An 18,350-nucleotide genomic window follows, 5' to 3' on the forward strand; every position below is an offset into this window, starting at 1 on the left:
ATAAGGTTGCCGATTAATATGCTTTGGCAAATACAACCGTATGCTGAGCAGGCTTGCCGCAGCAAATACAGGTCTCTTTCGTTTCTGACGGGTGGAACGGAATATTACGGCTGCCTGCGCCGGTCTCTTCCTTGACCTTATCTTCACATTCCTCAGAGCCGCACCAGCCTGCAAGCGCAAAGCCGCGTTTCTCTTCCATAGAATCCTTCATCTGCTCAAGAGTGTCTACGGAATAGAAATGATCCTCACGGAATTTCAGTGCCCGCTCGTACATTTCCTGATGGACCTGCGCAAGCATCGCATTCACTTCTTCAACCAGGTTCTCCTGCTGAATGACCTTCTTCTCGCCGCTGATCCGGGATACAAGCACGCAGACGCCATTCTCCATATCACGCGGACCAAGCTCCAGACGGACAGGGACGCCGCGCATTTCATATTCATTGAACTTCCAGCCCGGGGTTACATCCGCACGGTCATCTACACGCACGCGGATTCCGGCGCTCTTAAGCTCACCAAACAGTTCGTCGGTACGTCCGATGACTGCTTCGCGGGTCTTAGGCGGTCCGATTGGAATCATAATGACTTGCGTAGGCGCTACCTTCGGCGGCAGAGCCAGTCCACGGTCGTCACCATGCACCATGATGAGGGAACCGATCAGACGCGTGGTAGAGCCCCACGAGGTCGTATGTGCATGTTCCAGTACATTCTCCCGGTTCAGATATTGGATATCAAAAGCAACCGCGAACTTGGTGCCCAGATAATGTGAGGTAGCGGCCTGTACAGCCCGTCCATCCTTCATCATCGCTTCAATGGAATACGTATCCACAGCACCGGCAAACCGCTCGGATGGCGTCTTCTGTCCGGTCACTACCGGAATAGCCAGAAAGGTCTCCACGAAGTCGCGGTAGTTATCAAGCATCTTCATCGTTTCTTCGCGTGCTTCCGTCTCATTCTCATGCGCGGTATGGCCTTCCTGCCAGAGGAATTCTGTCGTACGGATGAACGGCAGGGTACGTTTCTCCCAGCGGACTACGTTGGCCCATTGGTTGATCAGCACCGGAAGGTCTCGGTAAGACTGAATCCACTTGGAATACATATGGCCAAACATGGTCTCGGACGTAGGGCGGATCGCCAGACGTTCTTCCAGCACATCGCCTCCGGCCTCAGTGACCCAAGGCAGCTCCGGGTTGAAGCCCTCCACATGTTCCTTCTCCTTCTGGAAAAAGCTCTCGGGAATGAACAGCGGGAAGTAGGCATTCCGGTGACCGGTCGCCTTCAGGCGGCGGTTCATTTCCTCCTGGATATGCTCCCAGATTTCATAGCCGTCCGGTTTGAACACGATACAGCCGCGGACCGGCGAATAATCCATCAGGTCAGCTTTTTTGATAACATCGATATACCAGCGTGAGAAATCCTCGCCCTGCGGCGTGATCTCTGTAACGAACTGCTTGTCTTTGGCCATGTGAAGAAATCCTCCTATTATTCGCCCCTCAGATTGCACATTAGGTGTGAAGCCCAATCAAATGCATCGCGGGATAAAAAAGATATGACATCCGTCAGCCGCTTATGAGGCGTAAAATATCATTATACGTAACAGCGATCATCACCAGGAACAGCAGGGCAAAGCCTACAAAGTGGACCATGCCTTCCCGGCTCGGGTCCACCGGCTTGCCGCGCAGTGCCTCAACACCCAGGAATACAAGCCGGCTGCCATCCAGTGCAGGAATCGGCAGAAGATTGAAGATCCCTAGATACAGGCTGAGAATAGCCGCCCAATAGGTCAAATACTGAATCCCCTGCTGGGCAATCTGCCCGGTCAATTGGAACGTGCCCACCGGCCCGGAGATATCATCCATATTAAATTTGTTGATCAGCTGCTTGAAGCCGATAAAAATCAGCTTGGTGGTGTCGACCATAGCTGTACCGGACTTGGTAATTGTCTCCCCCACTCCGGCCTTGCGGGTAGGAAGCTCCGGCGTAATTCCAACCTTGCCGCCTTGCTCCCCTTCCATTCCACGGGGAATCATGGTCACATTCAAGGTCTCTTCGCCGCGCTTCAGCGTCCAGTTCATTTCTTTGCCTTTGGAGGCTGAAGTCAGCTTGATCATCTTCTGGTAATCTCCGCCGATGGCCTGCCCGTCCACAGTGACCACGATGTCGCCCTTCTGAAGACCTGCTTCCTGCGCAGGCATCCCTAAGCTGACGTCACCGATCTTCACATAGGTCGGATTCTCCACCGGTATTCCGGCCATCTGCAGATGAAGTGCAAATAGCACAAACGCCAGAATGAAGTTCATTACCGGTCCGGCCAGGATCGCTATCGCGCGCTGGCCGACGGTTTTGCTGCCGAACTGGCGGTCCTTGGGCGCAATTTGCGTCTGCTGGGTGCCTTTGATCATCATCGCCTGCGGATTCACATCATAGGTGGTCACTTCACCATCTACATCAAGGCGGATCTTCAGTTCATTCTCCAGATCCGTGAACTGTGCTTCGCCGCGTATAACATTTCTGCGCGTATCCAGGGAATCGAGGTAAATATTCTTTACCTTGTTATCCTGGCCCAGCCGGACAGCAATGGTCTGCCCGGGGCCGATCTCAACCATCTCCGGATCTTCGCCGGCCATACGGGCGTATCCCCCGAAGGGCAGCAGGCGGAGCGTGAACTGGGTTTCACCGCGTTTATAAGAGAACAGTTTCGGACCGAAACCGATCGCAAATTCCCGTACAAGAATTCCGGCGCGTTTGGCAAAATAATAATGTCCCCATTCATGGACAGTCACCAGAACAAAGAACATAAACACCGTTAAAAAAACAACTCTTACCATCTCCATAGCGCAACATTCCCCCTTAAGGTGTAAGACCGAAGTATGTCCTCTTAATTTATCATTATTCCAAGGCAGGGCACAAGAGAATCAACAGTCCACACCTATTTTTCAGGGTACAGCCATATTCACCGTTTCCAAAGGCCTCTTATCCCTTTACAGGACAGCCGCAAGCTCCCGGGAAGCTATATCGCTACTGTGAATCTGTTCCAGACCGGGGTTCGCTTCACCCTGATGACGCTGAAGCACTTCATCAATAATCTCATCAATCCGCAGGAAGGGAATCTCACCGCGCAGGAAGCGGGCCACGGCGACCTCATTGGCTGCATTGAAGGCTGTTGTGAATGTGCCGCCCGCTATGCCGCAGTCAATAGCCATCTTTAGCGCCGGATAGCGCTCATAATCCATCTCCCGGAAGGTCAGGCTGGCTACCTGAGCCAGAGACAAACGCTTCGCAGGAGACGGCCAGCGGTCGGGATAGGTGAGCGCATATTGAATGGGAACCCGCATATCAGGAGTCCCAAGCTGAGCAATAATGCTGCTGTCGCAGAACTCCACATAGGAGTGAATGATACTCTCCGGATGCAGCACCACATCAATCTGCTCATACGGAAGGGCGAACAAATGGTGGGCTTCAATAACCTCCAGGCCTTTGTTAACCATGGTTGCCGAGTCAATAGTAATCTTGGCCCCCATGCTCCAATTGGGGTGGCGCAGTGCGTCCGCTACGGTAACATTCGTAAGCTGTTCACGCTTATAATCACGGAACGAGCCACCCGAGGCAGTAATGGTAATTGAAGCCACATCTTCACGGTTCTCCCCATTTAAGCATTGGAAAATCGCCGAATGCTCGCTGTCCACTGGCAGCAGCTTCACACCTTTGCGTCCAGCCAGCTCTGTAACCAGATGTCCGGCGGTCACCAGTGTCTCCTTATTAGCCAGTCCAATATGTCTGCCGGCTTCAATCGCCGCCAGCGTAGACTGAAGTCCTACACTGCCTACAAGCGCAGTTACGACCGTCTGTGCATCGCCTCCGGCAGCAATCTCCACCAGACCTTCACTTCCGCTGTACAGCTCTACACCGGCAGGCAGACTGGATCTGATCTCCTCTGCAAGCTCCTTCGTGGATACCGATACACGGCGAGGCTTGAAACGGCGGACCTGTTCCAGCAGCAGTGAAGTATTACTTCCCGCCGCCAGTCCATCGACTTCAAAAGCTTCCGGATGCATAGCGACCACATCCAGCGTCTGGGTACCGATGGAACCCGTGGAGCCGAGAATACTAATTCTTTTCACAGTTGCTTTCCTTCTCCCTGTCGTTAATAGTAAGGCATCAGCATTACGATATGTACGAAAGGAAATACGATGATCCAGCTGTCGCAGCGGTCCAGGATGCCACCGTGACCCGGCAAGAGTGAGCCTGAATCCTTAATACCGTACACCCGTTTATAGGCAGATTGTACAAGATCTCCAAGTTGACCCAGCACAGCGCAGGCAATTCCAATCAGCAGCGCGCGTCCGATAGTCAGCAGATCAGGAACCAGTATAGCAAACACAATCGATATGACAGCAGAAATCAATACTCCGCCAAGCGCGCCCTCTATAGTCTTGTTAGGACTGATCGCAGGCCACAGCTTGTTCTTCCCGAAGCTTCTGCCGACAAAATAGGCTCCGGCATCACTGCCCCATATACAGCACAGCAGCAGGATCGTCCAGAAGAGGCCATGGCCATCTCCCGCACCGCGGGCGATTCCCATATACGAGAACCCCATTCCTATGTAAACAATGCCAGTGAACATCATCGCGGTGATTTTGATATCAAGCTTATTCTTACTGAAGACAGTGACCAGCAGGAACAGCAGCAATACCAGCCAAATCCCCTGTTCCCAGGAAAATAGCTTATTCGTTCCCAGGAGATCCCAAGGAATCATAAAGCCTACTACAGAGGCATAACCAAATACAGCAGTCAGCCCGAAGGTTGCTGTACCTGTCATTTTCACAAATTCATAATAGCCGATGAGGGCCATCGCAGTCAGCATCAGCTGATACGGCCAGCCACCCCAATAGCATAACCCTAAAAACAAGGCCCCGGCAACAATTCCGGTAATCAATCGCTGCTTCAAAGAATCCCTCTCCCATCAGGCTACTTCAATCCACCATAACGGCGTGTGCGGCGCTGATATTCAGCCACAGCCTGCATCAGATGCGTCTTGTCGAACTCCGGCCAGTACGCATCCGTAAACCAAAATTCACTATAGGCGATTTGCCACAGCATAAAGTTACTGAGCCGCATCTCCCCGCTCGTACGGATGAGCAGGTCAGGATCGGGTAATCCGCTGGATGACAGTCTGTTGTCAATCAGCTCTGAAGTGATCTCTTCAGGTAACAGAATTCCTGCCTGGATATCCTTGCCCAGAGCGCGCATACAGTCCTCAATTTCCTTACGCCCGCCGTAGTTCAGAGCAAAATTAAGTATAAGTCCGGTATTGCTTAGTGTGCGGGCGACCGCTTCTTCCATCGCCTTGCGGGTATGGGAAGGCAAAGCCTCCGTGTTGCCCATTACGCGCACCTGTACATTCTTCTCAATGAGTTCATCCAGTTCAATCGCCAGGAATTCTACGGGGAGGCGCATCAGGAAATCCACTTCATCCTTAGGCCGGGTCCAGTTCTCCGTAGAGAAAGCGTACAGAGTCAAAAATTCTACTCCGAGGTCATTCGCTGCAATCGTAGCACGTTTGACTGCCTTCATCCCGTTCTGATGGCCCACAACCCGGGGCATACCGCGCCGCTTCGCCCAGCGTCCGTTGCCATCCATAATTATCGCTACGTGCCGGGGAATATTATCCGGTGAAATCTCGACTGGCTCCTGCCTGTCTTTACGGCTCAGCCATTCTTGAATCCGTTTGATCATTTCCGTTTCCTCCAAGCTCTTATCAGAAAGAGACAAACCCCACCATTAACGGAGGGGCCTGAAGTCTCATGAATTTCGTTATACTTCCATAATCTCTTTTTCTTTGGACAAGAGCACTTTGTCGACTTCAGCTATGAACTTATCCGTTGATTTCTGGATATCTTCCTGATGTCCATGTGATTCATCTTCTGAAATGCCGTTCTTCTCCATCTTCTTGATGTCATCATTGGCATCGCGGCGGATGTTGCGGATCGCTACCTTCGCTTCTTCACCGAACTTCTTGGTGAATTTCACCAGCTCAGTGCGGCGTTCTTCGGTAAGCGGAGGAATCGACAGGCGGATGATCGTACCGTCATTGGCTGGAGTAATCCCAATGTCGGATTTCATAATCGCCTTTTCGATGTCTGACATTGAAGTTTTGTCCCACGGCTGGATCAGCAGGGTCCGGGAATCCGGTGTGCTGATGTTGGCCAGCTGATTAATAGGAGTTGGAGCACCGTAATATTCAACCTGGATGCGATCCAGCAGCGACGTCGAAGCGCGTCCTGCCCGCAGTGTTGCCAAGTCGCGTTTCAGCGAGAGAATCGCTTTTTCCATACGCTCTTCGGCATTCTTCTTAACCGATTGTGGCATTTAATTTACACTCCCTTTAACGATCGTCCCGATTTTTTCGCCGAGAACGACGCGTTTAATATTGCCTTGCTCTGTAATAGCAAACACAATGAGCGGTATATTATTATCCATGCAGAGTGAGGAAGCGGTAGAATCCATAACCCCCAGGTTTTTGTTCAGAATATCCATGTAAGTAAGCTGCTCATATTTCACGGCTGTGCTGTCCTTGAACGGATCTGCTGAGTAGACGCCGTCTACCTTATTCTTGGCCATGAGGATAACCTCGGCTTCAATCTCGGCTGCTCTAAGCGCTGCCGTAGTATCTGTCGAGAAGAACGGATTCCCTGTCCCTGCGGCAAAAATAACTACGCGGCCCTTCTCCAGATGCCGGATCGCCCGGCGGCGGATATAAGGCTCAGCAATCTGCTGCATGGCAATAGAGGTCTGAACCCGGGTAGGGACATCGATCTGCTCCAGAGCGTCCTGCAATGCCAGCGAGTTCATCACTGTTGCCAGCATTCCCATATAATCGGCTGTTGCCCGGTCAATACCGCTTGCACTTCCGGCGATTCCGCGCCAGATGTTGCCACCGCCGCATACAATCGCAACCTGAACTCCAAGCTCCACGACTTCCTTGACCTGCTCTGCAATAGAGATGATCGTATCGGCATCGATGCCATAGCCATTCTGTCCGGCGAGCGATTCACCGCTTACCTTAAGGACTACTCTCTTAAATACCGGTTGTTCCAATTATATACCCTCACTTTCTACAAAAGACGGAACACTACTTGTATGTGTTCCGCTCTTTTGATGCTTGCCTGTATTCAGTTCTTAATCAATGTCATGCAGTTATTATTGTTTTACTTGTGCCATAACTTCTTCTACGAAGTTGTCGACTTTCTTCTCAAGACCTTCACCCAGTTCGAAACGAACAAAGCGGCGGATTGTGATGTTCTCGCCGATCGTGCTGATTTTTTCATTCAGCAGCTGGGAGATTGTCTTGTCCGGGTCTTTAACGAAGGATTGCTCCATCAGGCAGTATTCTTCATAGAACTTGCTGATGCGGCCTTCCACCATTTTTTCAACGATCTTCTCAGGCTTGCCTTCGTTCAGCGCTTGTGCCTTAAGAATTTCTTTTTCCTTCTCTACGTCTGCAGAAGGTACTTCTTCACGGCGGACATACAGCGGGTTCGCTGCTGCGATTTGCATAGCGATGTCACGTGCGAATTCTCTGAAGGAATCGGTTTTGCCTACAAAGTCAGTTTCGCAGTTAATTTCTACCAGAACGCCAATACGGCCGCCAGCGTGGATATAGGATTCTACAGTTCCTTCAGTAGCAATACGTCCTGCTTTGTTGGCTGCTGCGGACAGACCTTTTTCACGAAGCAATTCTGCTGCTTTGGTGATATCGTTGTTTGCTTCTTCCAAAGCTTTCTTACAATCGAGCATTCCTGCCCCGGTTCTTTCACGAAGTTCCTTCACTGCTTTTGCATCTACTGCCATTGTTATTCCCTCCAGGATCATAGTCGTTGTCATACGCAGGCATAAAGTGATACTCGCATGCATTTTAAAAAAAGGGCAGTGAGAGGTTATCCACCTGCCAACCACCCTTTTTCATTTAAGTTTATGTTTTATGTTCCGGTTACTACTTAAGCTGTAGTTGTGTCTTCGCCCTGATGAGCTTCAACAACGGCATCAGCCATCTTACCAGTCAAGAGCTTCACGGCGCGGATAGCGTCGTCATTGCCTGGAATTACGTAGTCAATTTCATCCGGATCGCAGTTAGTATCAACGATAGCTACGATAGGAATACCCAATTTGCGAGCTTCTGCTACAGCAATGCGCTCTTTACGCGGGTCAATGATGAACAGCGCGCTTGGAAGACCTTTCATGTTCTTGATACCGCCCAGGAATTTCTCAAGACGATCTTTCTCTTTGCGGAGAAGGATAACTTCTTTCTTAGGCAATACTGCAAAGGTACCGTCTTCTTCCCAAGCTTCCAATTTCTTCAGGCGGTCAATACGCTTCTGAATAGTCTGGAAGTTAGTCAGGGTACCACCGAGCCAACGCTGGTTAATGAAGAACATACCCGAACGTTCAGCTTCTTCTTTTACGGAATCCTGTGCCTGCTTCTTTGTTCCTACGAATAGGATTGTGCCGTTGTCGCCAGCGACGCTCTTTACAAAGTTGTAAGCTTCCTCTACCTTTTTGACTGTCTTTTGCAAGTCAATAATGTAAATTCCGTTTCTTTCAGTGAAGATATAACGATCCATCTTTGGGTTCCAACGACGAGTCTGGTGACCGAAGTGTACCCCAGCTTCGAGAAGCTGCTTCATGGAGATTACTGCCATCTTCACACACCTCCTAAGTTTGGTTTATTGTGTGTCTCCTCCGCCGCGCGTCATCTTTCAGCAAGACTTTCTTCAGAAGAAAGCACCCCTTGTCGAAATCAACCGGCGTGTGTTTTAACACCGTCAATTAATATATCATAATAAAACAGCCTATGCAACGATTACTTTTTTACGGTAATCAGCTTGTCAATAATGGAGTTGATGCTCTCTCCCTTGGTGAAGCTGTAGCTGCCGTATTGAATGATAGTATTCACCTTACGGCTGTTTGCCGTCTGGAGGAACTTATTCTTATCCTCAATAACCCCGGCTTCCGCAAGTAAATCTGCCGTCTGGGCGAGAGTAATTCCAGTGGGAATCTTAAGAGAGATTACCCCGTCAACCGCAGCCACAGGCGCTTCAGGCGTAGCCGGAGCCTTGGTAACAGGTGCTGCGGTGCTCTGCGGCTGTGCAGGAGCTGAAGGCTTGCCCGGAGTCGTTGCGGCGCTTGGCACTGCAGCCGGCTTGGGCGGGACAGCAGGCGTAGATGCCGGTGTTGCTGCTGGCGCCCCGGAAGCCTGGGCCTTGGCCGCTTCCTCCGGGGACGACGTTGCTGTTGCAGCAGCTTCTGCCGGATCTACAACAGTCAGGTTCAGGCTAGCCGCTTGCCGGATCAGCTCTTCTTTGGTCAGAGGCGCCGTCCGTCCGGCTATCATCAGCTGCAGCAGCAGCGCGCCGGCTATCAGCCCGACCCCTAGTCCCAGCATAAAGAACCGGTTCTTCATCATACGGATTCCTCCTGCTGGGCAAGCTGCAGGATCAGTTGCACCTCACCCCGCTGCAGACCGGCGGTCTTGGCGATAGAATCGATTGATTTCCCTTGCTCATGCAGCTCGAACAGCCGGGGATACCGCAGCTTAATGGAGCTGACAGGTCTTGGCTTAACAGGGGGTACTGCCTCGGCAGCCTGTTCCCTGCCCTGGGGCTTCTCCGCGTGGCCGGACGAAGCTTCCCGCGAGAAGGTGGCTGCCAGCTGAAGCAGTCCCTTCTCTTCTGCGGTCAGCCGCGCATCCATCAGCAGCAGGCTCTTCTGCAGCTCGCCCACCTGCTCCCGCAGTCCACCGATCTCTTCCTGCAGGGCCGCCTTATTGCTCTGTGACTGTGTCTTAATACCGCCCACCAGCTTCAGCAGCTCGGAGTTCTCGTGCTCGATATCAGCCATGTAGAGCTCCAGAGCCGCCTCCGTCTCCTTCAGGCTCTTCTTCTCCAAGTCTTCCTTACCCGTTCTGGCCGGCAGCCGCAGGGCATAAACAATAGCAACTGCGCCTACCAGCACGATGTATACCCATGGTTCCAAATGTGTAATCTCCTTCTGCATTTAATTCATAGGATGCCTTAACTGCATTTGCGGTTATTCTGGTCGAAATCAGAGACTGAAATCTATACGGTGCCCCTTATAGGGATGTTCGGCATCATGGGTGTTCTCCTGATTGCCCTGCTTACGTGTGTGAGGCTGACTCCCGGAGCCGTTCCCCTTTCCGCCGTCCCGCAGCGCGGATTCTGCGGACTCGTCCACCTCGCTGCTGCGCTGCGCAATCTCCTGGGTCTGCTTGACATTCTGGCCTGCCAATTGCTGCTGGTCGAGTGCAGGACGCTGCTGAAGGTTGTTCTGAACTTTGCCCGCATCATGGGTACGGGGCAAAGCAATTTGCAGTTCCACCGGTTTCAGACTCATAAGATCCCTCTTTTCCACTCATTGGTTACAGAATCAAGGAATAGCAGGCCGCCTCAGCTGCCTGCCTGATTATACATACGGTATTATGGATATATCCCCTTCACTGTAAATGAAGGATACCCGCTCCGTCGGGTCCTTGACGAACCTGGTATATCTGCCGATTACGATCTTAGAGCCTCCATAGATCGTCTTGACGACATCAACCTTAGCTCTGCCGGTGTCCTCCAGCATGCGCTCGATCTCCAGCACACGCTCTTTAATTCTCTTTTCATCACGCATATGGGATTGCTTGGTTGCATTAAGCTTGACGCGAAGCGCCACCTTATCGGGCGATAGCTGGCCATTGTTCGCCAGCTGATTAAGCAGATACAGCGCCTTATTGGTCTTGTCCTCATTCTCAAGAAGCTGACGAAGCTCCTGGCGCAGTTCGTTGATCTCATTTCTCAGCTCGGGAACAACGCCCACTTCAATCGCTGTAGCTGTAGACATGGTATTGCCGATGGTGCGGGCAATCACGTGTTCACCCGCCTGCACAATACCGCCAACAATTAAGCCTTTGGCGCCGTTGCACAACACGTCGCGGCCTGCCCGGATGCTGGAATGCATGATGCTTTGTGAGACTATAACATCCTCCCCGGCCACAACATTGCCATCCTGGATGAACGAGACCTTAACATTTTTACCGGCATGAACGAGCCCTTTATTATATCCGATGATGCCGCCCGTAATCTCGATGGACCCGCCCGATATCAGCTCGGCCCCCTCTACACCGCCGACCACCCGGATATCTCCTGCGGATTTGACGGTGAAGCCGGTAAGCACATTGCCGCGGATGACCACCGTGCCCACGAAATCAATATTGCCCGTGCTGTAATCCACATCCCCATTGATTTCATACACCGGAAATACATTGATCTTGCCCTTGTCTGTCAGCGTGACCAATCCGTCAATCGCCGAATACATGGAGGTCTCTTCCTGATCCACCACCACATTCTTGCCTACCTTGAAATGAGCCTCCTTCCCTGCCCGGAACGGAAGCTCCTCCCCGGTTACCATTTTGCCGCTCACACCGTTCTCTGCCGGAATAACCTTGGCAATAAGCTGGCCCTTCCTTACGTTATGCAGCCGGACCAACTCTTTGTAATCCACCTTGCCATCCTCTTTCTCCAGAGGCTTGCGGTCCTCCTCCATATCAACGGTCAGCACAATACGACCATCCTTACCGTTGACAGCAGGCTGTCCAATCGCGATCGGCACCCGGTTCCAGAAGTATTCTTCCGGGTTGCTGCTAATCCGCTGCACAATATCATGCTGGATACCGAAACGAATATTGTGACTGGACAGGAAGCTCTCAAGGTCCTCGACCGAACAGGTGAAATTCTCATCCTTCTTGGTGAACTGAAGGTAAGCAATCCCCTTATCCTCCGAAAAAGTAATGCTCAGGTATTGGCTCAATACATATTGACCGATCAATTTCTGCTCCCCCTTGTCACCGTCACCCGGTTAATCATTTTGCATCAGAAGGTCCCGGTTCTTCTCAAGTGTTCCTCTTAGCCGCAAAATAGCTTTGGAATGAAGCTGGGAGATTCGCGAAGGAGACAGTGACATCACTTCCGCAATCTCGCTTAAAGATAAATCCTCATAATATAAAAGGGACACGACGGTCCGTTCTTTCACTGTTAGTTTCTCGATGCCTTTGGTTAGCGTATCCCGCAGGTAGAACTCATTCACTTTACGGTCCGGATTCTTGGCCTTGTCATCTACCAATATGGACATTCGTGTCTCTGATTCTTCTTCACGTATAGGATCTTCCAATGAACAGAGCGACATTACTGCGACATCCTGCAGCATCGTCTGAAACTCCGTTTCCGAAATATTCAGATACTTGCTCATTTCATCGTCACTTACCGATCTCAAATACTTCTGCTCCAGCTGCTGGTAGGCATCCTCGATTTTTTTCGCTTTTTCGCGTACGGATCTGGGAACCCAGTCACTTTGCCGCAGAGAATCAAGGATTGCTCCCCGAACCCGCCACGAAGCATAGGTCTGGAATTGAAGCCCCCGCTTGTAGTCGAATTTTTCGATCGCATCAATGAGTCCCATGACACCGTTGCTGGCCAAATCGTCCTTGGAGACGTTTTTGGGCAGCCCTACTGCCAGACGGCTGGACACGTAATCAACAATATGGAGATAACTCTCAATCAGCTTTTTTTTAGCTTCAGGATCGCCGTGCTCTTTCCACTGCTCCCAAAGCAGGTCTGTTTCCGACTGAGCTGCTTTACGCTCGTTCAACGGCTTTCACCCTTCCCAAAGTTTAGTCAGCGGGCAAACATGCGGCGCAAGATGACGGACTTTCGCCGCAGTACTCGCTTATTCTTCTTTCAGGTGACGAACGGCCTTGGCCAATTCTTCAGGATCTTTCATAGAGACTAGCTTCGGAGGCTGCAAAGGCGTGAACCCCCCGGGCTCTTCACTGACCGCCTCCCGTTTTGGGGTTAACAGGTCTTTGAGCTCCTGATCCTCTTCAGGTGTACTAATATCAAGCTTCCCGCCAAGAGACTCTCCGTTATCGAACAAACCGGCTTCCGGGTCTGAGGCTTCTTTTCCGATAATAAAACCCAATACCCATCTCAGGAAGAAAGCAAGCACAAACCAGATAATAAATCCGTACATGCCCCGGATCAGGCTGGTACCCAGCAGGTTCTGTCCGTTGTTCGCAAGGAAGGTTAGTACAAATCCGATCAGTCCGGCCACAATATTCAGCAATAGTTTCCTGCTCATGGCTAAATTTCCTTCGGGCCTTTTTGAACGCTGCGGATAAAAATCACTCCGGTATTGCAGGAGATTTCTATCGTGCGCCCATAATTGCCGCCCGTGTCCTCCGCGATAAGCGGAATATGAAGGCTCTCAAGAGCAAGCTTGCAGGATTCCACATTCCGAGGCCCGATCCTCATGGTGTCACTCCCTCCGGCAAAAGCAAACATCTGCGAGCCTCCGGCCATCTTGGCCACAATCCGGCTTCTAACCGCCCCCAGCCCCAGCAGGCGGGCCAATAGCTCAGGCACAGCAGTATCTGCGAACTTGGCGATATTCAGCTGTCCCTCCCTGGCAATCTCTGAAGAGGGCAGCATGACATGAGCCATCCCCGCCAGCTTTTTACCGGGATCAAACAGAGTCAGACCTACGCAGGAGCCAAGACCGGTCGTACGAATAAGGCTGTCCTGGCTGCCTACGTTCAGATCCGCCATACCTACTTTAATGATGCTCTGCTCTTCAATCATTGTCGAACGGTACTCCTAAAGCCTTGAATATTTTGGGGAACGATTCCGGATCGGGAATAAGGAAGAATTGTCCTTCAATTTCATTTTGGCCTTCTAAAAAGGTAGTATCAATCAGCAGCGCATCATCGCCCATCTGACCGAACTGCAGCAGCCCGTAGCCAAGAATGGCTCCGGCCATATCCATTGCAAGCGCCGGCACTGTCGGATACATGGTCAGGGAGGTGAAGTCCGCCAGGGAAGAGAGATAAGAGCCGGCCAGAATATTGCCGATCTCGCTTAGTGCGGATAACTCCATCTCACTCAGCTCATCGCCGCCGGAGACTTCAATGCCGGCAATCCGGCTGAGCAGGTTGCTTGCCGCCTCTGGGGTAAGAATGAAGAACAGGTTGCCCGGGGCTTCACCTTCCACACGCAGGAATACCGCATATACCAGTTCCTCCGCTCCGCCCACCTTATCGGTGATCTCCTCGAAGCTGAGCAGCTGTACCTTCGGAACCGCCATATCAATCGGCTTATTAAGCAGTTGTGATAAGGCGGTGGCAGCATTGCCGGCCCCGATATTTCCGACTTCCTTAAGTACATCCATTTTGAAGTCTTTGAAGTTCTTGAATAGCTCCATAGGCTAGCCCTCCAGGCTTTCCAGCTGCACGATTTCACTCTTGTTCAGCACTTCAGACAGGTTAAGCATAATCAGCAGGCGGTCATCACCAATTTTGGCCACCCCGTCCAGATACTTCGCCTTGATTCCGCCCACGACATCCGGCGGTACATCAATAATGTCACGGTTCAGATCAATGACATCGTTGGCTGAATCAACAATGAAGCCCACTTCCATCTCATTCACATTGACGATGATGATCCGGGTCTGGTCGGTGTGCTCCGCTTCCTCAATGCCGAACCGTCCGCGCAGATCGATAACCGGAATCACGACACCGCGCAGATTGATCACACCTTTGATAAAGGAATAGGTCTTCGGTACGCGGGTAATCGGCATCATACGTTCAATCGTCTGGACCTTCTCTACTTCAATGCCGTATTCTTCAGTGCCAAGCTTGAATACAATTACTTTGATATCTTCAGCCATGGAATGACCCTCCCTGTTCTAACCTGATTATTTGATAAAAGCATTCGGATCGATAATAAGCGCTACCTGTCCGTCTCCAAGAATCGTGGCTCCGGAAATTCCCTGCACCTCTGGGAGATACTTGCCTAGGTTCTTGATTACAATTTCGTTCTGGCCAATGAAGTCCTGCACAGCCAAGGCAACCAGCCGTTCTCCCTTGCGGACAACCACGATCTCCGTCTCCTCTTCCGTGCTTTCATCATAGTCCGGAATGGAGAAGATCTTGCTCAGGGAGACCAGCGGAATATGGCTGCCCCGGAACTCCAGCATCCGGTTGCCGTGAATGGTGCGGATCTGGGATTGCTTCACAATTCCAGTCTCCACGATGGAAGAGAGCGGAATAGCATATTTCTCTGAGCCAAGCCGAACCAGCATCGCTGCAATGATCGACAGGGTCAGCGGAAGCTGAACGGAGAAATTCGTGCCCTTGCCTGGTGTAGAGTAGATGGTGACGTTACCGCCCAGGGAAGAGATTTTGGATTTGACCACATCGAGACCCACGCCCCGGCCCGATACGTCAGAGATGACCTCAGCTGTACTGAATCCAGGCGCGAAGAGCAGCTGGTACGCTTCGTCATCTGTCATCGTGCCCGCCTGCTCTTGGGTAATCACACCCTTTTTGACAGCAGAGGCTAAGACATTCTTCGGATAGATGCCCTTGCCATCCTCTTCAATCTCGATGAACACATGATTGCCGCTATGGAAGGCCCGGAGCTGGACGGTCCCTGTCTCCGGCTTTCCAGCCGCAATCCGGTCTGCAATAGATTCAATCCCGTGGTCAACCGCATTGCGCAGCAGATGGACCAGCGGATCGCCAATCTCATCAATCACGGTACGGTCAAGCTCTGTATCTGCTCCAGTGATGATTAAATCCACCTTCTTGTCCAGCGATTTCGCCAGATCGCGGATCATCCGCGGGAACCGGTTAAATACGGTGTCTACCGGAACCATGCGGAGCTTCATTACGATATTCTGCAAATCTCCGCTCACCCGGCCCATATGCTCAACCGTTTCTGTAAGATCCCCGTTCTGGACCTCTGAGGCCAGCTGCTCCAGCCGGACACGGTCAATAAGCAGCTCGCTGAACAGATTCATCAGCACATCCAGCCGCTCAATATCCACACGGATGGTCCGGGAAGGCGACGGCGACCCTCCTGCCCGGGCCGGGGCTGCTTTGCCGTTCTCTTCCTTGGGATGCAGAGAAGCCGCAGGGGAAGCATTACCGGCAGCAACGGGAGCAGCTTCCTGCACCGGAGCCGGAGCGGGCGCTTCGGCTGTAGCTGCCGCAGTGTCTTGCCCCATTTGGCGAAGTGACTCCTGATCAAGCGCCACAGCGGTAACCGCTTCGATCTCTGACAGATTCAGAATCATCTTCTGAATCTCGCTGGCATCCTTTTGGGTTATGTAGTAGAGGGAGAATCCGTAATCGAATTTCTCCTGCTCTATGTCCTGAACCGAAGGGAAGGATTTCACGACTTCTCCTGAACGCTCCAGAAGGTCGAAGACCATGTAGGCACGTACAGCCTTGAGCTGACAGTCCTTGCGGATCGCCACATCCACATACAACACCTGATGGCCTTCCTGAAGGGATTGCTCCAGCACTGAGTACTGGAATTCATCCAGGAACACCTGGGCCGCGCTGGCATTGCCGGACGCAGCAGCAGTGACTTCAGCAGAAGCATTGCCGGCAGAAGGAACCTCTCCGCGTACGATGGCCTGCAGGGAAGAGACAATCTCTGTTACATCAGCCTTGCCCGCTCCCCCGCCGGTGATATCCTCCACCATGGATTCCAGAGCGTCAATACTTTTGAACAGGGTATCAAAAATGAAGTCCTGCATCCGCAGTTTGTTATTGCGCACCAGATCGAGCACATTCTCCATTTGGTGCGTAAGCGAAGCCAAATCTTCAAACCCCATTGTAGCCGCCATACCTTTCAAGGTATGGGCGGAGCGGAAAATCACCTGAACAATACTCAGATCCTCCGGATTCGCTTCCAGCCCCATCATGCTCTCGTTCAAAGACTGCAGATGATCATTTGACTCATCAATAAACATGGATAAGTATTGGTTCATGTCCATGAGCGGGTACCTCCCCTTCGAGTTCGCTATTCCATTATTTAACGGCTTGTACCAGCCTTGGAGCAATTTCTTGCAAAGGCAGGATGTGTCTTACACACTTCAACTCTACTGCAGACCTCGGCATTCCGTATACCACACAGGTTTCTTCACTCTCCGCAAAGGTTGATGTCACCCCCGAATCATAGAGTGCTTTCATCATACGGGCCCCGTCGCTGCCCATCCCCGTCATAATGACGGCATGACGTTCCAGCGAGGTAAGCTGCAATACCGATTCAAACAGTGTATCTACAGAAGGACGATGTCCATTACGGACCTCTTCCTTAGTAAGCTCTATCATGTATTGGCCGCCAGGCACAGGAACCACTGTCAGGTGATAACCCCCGGGGGCAATATACGCCGCACCCTGCCGGAGAATCATACCGTGCTCCGCTTCCGCGACCTCCAGCGCGCTGAAGGTATTCAGACGCTGGGCCAGCGATTTGGTGAAGTTAGGCGGCATATGCTGGACAATGACAATCGGTGCCGGGAAGTCACCGGGGATGTTCTCCAGGAATGCCTTCAGCGCTCTCGGACCTCCGGTTGAGCAGCCTACAGCAACCAGCTTACGCACGCTCCGGCTTCCGCTTGCCTGGCCTCCTGTTGCTGCAGGAGGTTCAACGAACGAGCCTGCAGCAACTTCAGAAGCCGCACGTTGTACAGCCCTTCCGGCGCCCTGCGCCTCCTGGGAGCGGCCTTTCAACCTGTCGGGAGCCGGTTTAGGCACTGCCGGCGCAGGCTTGGCTACCCGCTTCGCAGCCGCCGGCTCAGTGCCGGTCTCCGGCTTCCGTTTGTCAGCGGGCGGTTCAAGCGGCGCCCTGACCCTTGGCTTCTCCGTGCCCTGAAGCGGCGCTTTATCCGCTTCTTTCTTGGACGGCTCCAGCTTCCTTCTTACCGGTTCCACAACAGCCCGCGGAGCAGGCGGTTCAGCAGCGGGAGTAGGAGGCTCAGGCGATTTGACGGCGGAAGCGCGGGCTTCACGGCGCTCGCGCGCCAGCATCGCTTCCTTCATTTGCTCCCGGAGGGACTCTCCGACAGCGATGATATCCTGGGAGTTTGAAATGGACGGCTTTCGGATGAAATCGAAAGCCCCCCACTCCAAGGCCAGAATCGTCTCCTTCATACCCTCTTCATTAATGCCGGACAGCATAATCACCGGGAGCGGACGCTGGGCCATGATACTTTTGAGCGCCTCCAGGCCATTCATCTCAGGCATCTCCACATCCATGGTTACGAGATCCGGACGAAGCTCGTTAACCTTCTCAATCGCCTCGCGTCCGTTGGCAGCTGTCGCTGTGACTTGAAAGTCGGCATCATTCTCTATTAAATCGGAAATAATCTTGCGCATGAATGCAGAATCATCAACAACCAGAACTTTATATGGCCTCATAGCTTTTCCACCTCTGTCCCTCAAATTCAGAACA

At 52.1% G+C, this 18,350-nt stretch carries 20 protein-coding genes; all 20 read right to left on the reverse strand.

Annotated elements, in window-relative coordinates; genetic code table 11:
- Positions 1-13: 13 nt before the first annotated feature.
- Positions 14-1,462 (reverse strand): proline--tRNA ligase, encoded by a 1,449-nt coding sequence (gene proS / locus NYE26_RS17250; protein ID WP_036724718.1) that lies wholly within the window; start codon positions 1,460-1,462, stop codon positions 14-16.
- A 94-nt stretch (positions 1,463-1,556) separates the two neighbouring features.
- Positions 1,557-2,831: an RIP metalloprotease RseP gene (gene rseP / locus NYE26_RS17255; RefSeq protein WP_036724717.1), complete on the reverse strand. Its 1,275-nt coding sequence runs from the start codon at positions 2,829-2,831 to the stop codon at positions 1,557-1,559.
- 147 nt (positions 2,832-2,978) lie between these two features.
- Positions 2,979-4,118 carry a 1-deoxy-D-xylulose-5-phosphate reductoisomerase gene (locus NYE26_RS17260; RefSeq protein ID WP_036724716.1) on the reverse strand — a complete coding sequence of 380 codons (1,140 nt, stop codon included), beginning with the start codon at positions 4,116-4,118 and terminating at the stop codon, positions 2,979-2,981.
- Positions 4,119-4,141: 23 nt separating this feature from the next.
- Positions 4,142-4,945 carry a phosphatidate cytidylyltransferase gene (locus NYE26_RS17265; RefSeq protein ID WP_076078640.1) on the reverse strand — a complete coding sequence of 268 codons (804 nt, stop codon included), beginning with the start codon at positions 4,943-4,945 and terminating at the stop codon, positions 4,142-4,144.
- 20 nt (positions 4,946-4,965) lie between these two features.
- Positions 4,966-5,733, reverse strand: coding sequence for an isoprenyl transferase (locus tag NYE26_RS17270; RefSeq protein WP_339249042.1), 768 nt, complete (start codon positions 5,731-5,733; stop codon positions 4,966-4,968).
- A 78-nt stretch (positions 5,734-5,811) separates the two neighbouring features.
- Positions 5,812-6,366, reverse strand: a complete 555-nt coding sequence (gene frr / locus NYE26_RS17275; RefSeq protein WP_036724711.1) for a ribosome recycling factor — start codon at positions 6,364-6,366, stop codon at positions 5,812-5,814.
- Positions 6,367-7,095, reverse strand: a complete 729-nt coding sequence (gene pyrH, locus NYE26_RS17280; RefSeq protein WP_036692582.1) for a UMP kinase — start codon at positions 7,093-7,095, stop codon at positions 6,367-6,369.
- 102 nt (positions 7,096-7,197) lie between these two features.
- Positions 7,198-7,848, reverse strand: a complete 651-nt coding sequence (gene tsf, locus NYE26_RS17285) for a translation elongation factor Ts (protein WP_036724710.1) — start codon at positions 7,846-7,848, stop codon at positions 7,198-7,200.
- 146 nt (positions 7,849-7,994) lie between these two features.
- Positions 7,995-8,696 (reverse strand): 30S ribosomal protein S2, encoded by a 702-nt coding sequence (gene rpsB / locus NYE26_RS17290; RefSeq protein WP_036692565.1) that lies wholly within the window; start codon positions 8,694-8,696, stop codon positions 7,995-7,997.
- 161 nt (positions 8,697-8,857) lie between these two features.
- The gene (locus NYE26_RS17295; RefSeq protein ID WP_339249043.1) at positions 8,858-9,460 is read right to left on the reverse strand and encodes a hypothetical protein; all 603 of its coding nucleotides are present in this window, start codon (positions 9,458-9,460) and stop codon (positions 8,858-8,860) included.
- Complete coding sequence (locus tag NYE26_RS17300; RefSeq protein ID WP_339249044.1) at positions 9,457-10,029, reverse strand: hypothetical protein; 573 nt, start codon at positions 10,027-10,029, stop codon at positions 9,457-9,459. Before NYE26_RS17300 ends, NYE26_RS17295 begins: the two co-directional genes overlap by 4 nt.
- 69 nt (positions 10,030-10,098) lie before the next feature.
- Positions 10,099-10,407: a hypothetical protein gene (locus NYE26_RS17305; RefSeq protein ID WP_076078632.1), complete on the reverse strand. Its 309-nt coding sequence runs from the start codon at positions 10,405-10,407 to the stop codon at positions 10,099-10,101.
- Between the two features lie 69 nt (positions 10,408-10,476).
- Complete coding sequence (locus tag NYE26_RS17310; protein ID WP_036724705.1) at positions 10,477-11,880, reverse strand: FapA family protein; 1,404 nt, start codon at positions 11,878-11,880, stop codon at positions 10,477-10,479.
- Positions 11,881-11,910: 30 nt separating this feature from the next.
- Entirely contained in the window at positions 11,911-12,699 is a 789-nt protein-coding gene (locus NYE26_RS17315) for a FliA/WhiG family RNA polymerase sigma factor (protein WP_036724703.1), read from the reverse strand.
- 78 nt (positions 12,700-12,777) lie between these two features.
- Positions 12,778-13,188, reverse strand: coding sequence for a hypothetical protein (locus tag NYE26_RS17320; RefSeq protein WP_209879044.1), 411 nt, complete (start codon positions 13,186-13,188; stop codon positions 12,778-12,780).
- 2 nt (positions 13,189-13,190) lie between these two features.
- The gene (locus NYE26_RS17325; RefSeq protein ID WP_036724701.1) at positions 13,191-13,688 is read right to left on the reverse strand and encodes a chemotaxis protein CheD; all 498 of its coding nucleotides are present in this window, start codon (positions 13,686-13,688) and stop codon (positions 13,191-13,193) included.
- Complete coding sequence (locus tag NYE26_RS17330; RefSeq protein ID WP_036724698.1) at positions 13,681-14,307, reverse strand: chemotaxis protein CheC; 627 nt, start codon at positions 14,305-14,307, stop codon at positions 13,681-13,683. The genes NYE26_RS17325 and NYE26_RS17330 overlap by 8 nt, the downstream gene beginning before the upstream one ends.
- Before the next feature lie 3 nt (positions 14,308-14,310).
- The gene (locus tag NYE26_RS17335) at positions 14,311-14,772 is read right to left on the reverse strand and encodes a chemotaxis protein CheW (protein ID WP_036692546.1); all 462 of its coding nucleotides are present in this window, start codon (positions 14,770-14,772) and stop codon (positions 14,311-14,313) included.
- 27 nt (positions 14,773-14,799) lie between these two features.
- Complete coding sequence (locus NYE26_RS17340) at positions 14,800-16,890, reverse strand: chemotaxis protein CheA (RefSeq protein WP_076078627.1); 2,091 nt, start codon at positions 16,888-16,890, stop codon at positions 14,800-14,802.
- 34 nt (positions 16,891-16,924) lie between these two features.
- On the reverse strand, positions 16,925-18,316 hold the full coding sequence (locus tag NYE26_RS17345) for a chemotaxis response regulator protein-glutamate methylesterase (RefSeq protein ID WP_339249045.1): 1,392 nt from the start codon (positions 18,314-18,316) through the stop codon (positions 16,925-16,927).
- Positions 18,317-18,350: the final 34 nt, after the last annotated feature.

It is taken from the genome of Paenibacillus sp. FSL P2-0136, assembly GCF_037975325.1.
Lineage (GTDB): Bacteria > Bacillota > Bacilli > Paenibacillales > Paenibacillaceae > Paenibacillus_AQ > Paenibacillus_AQ silagei.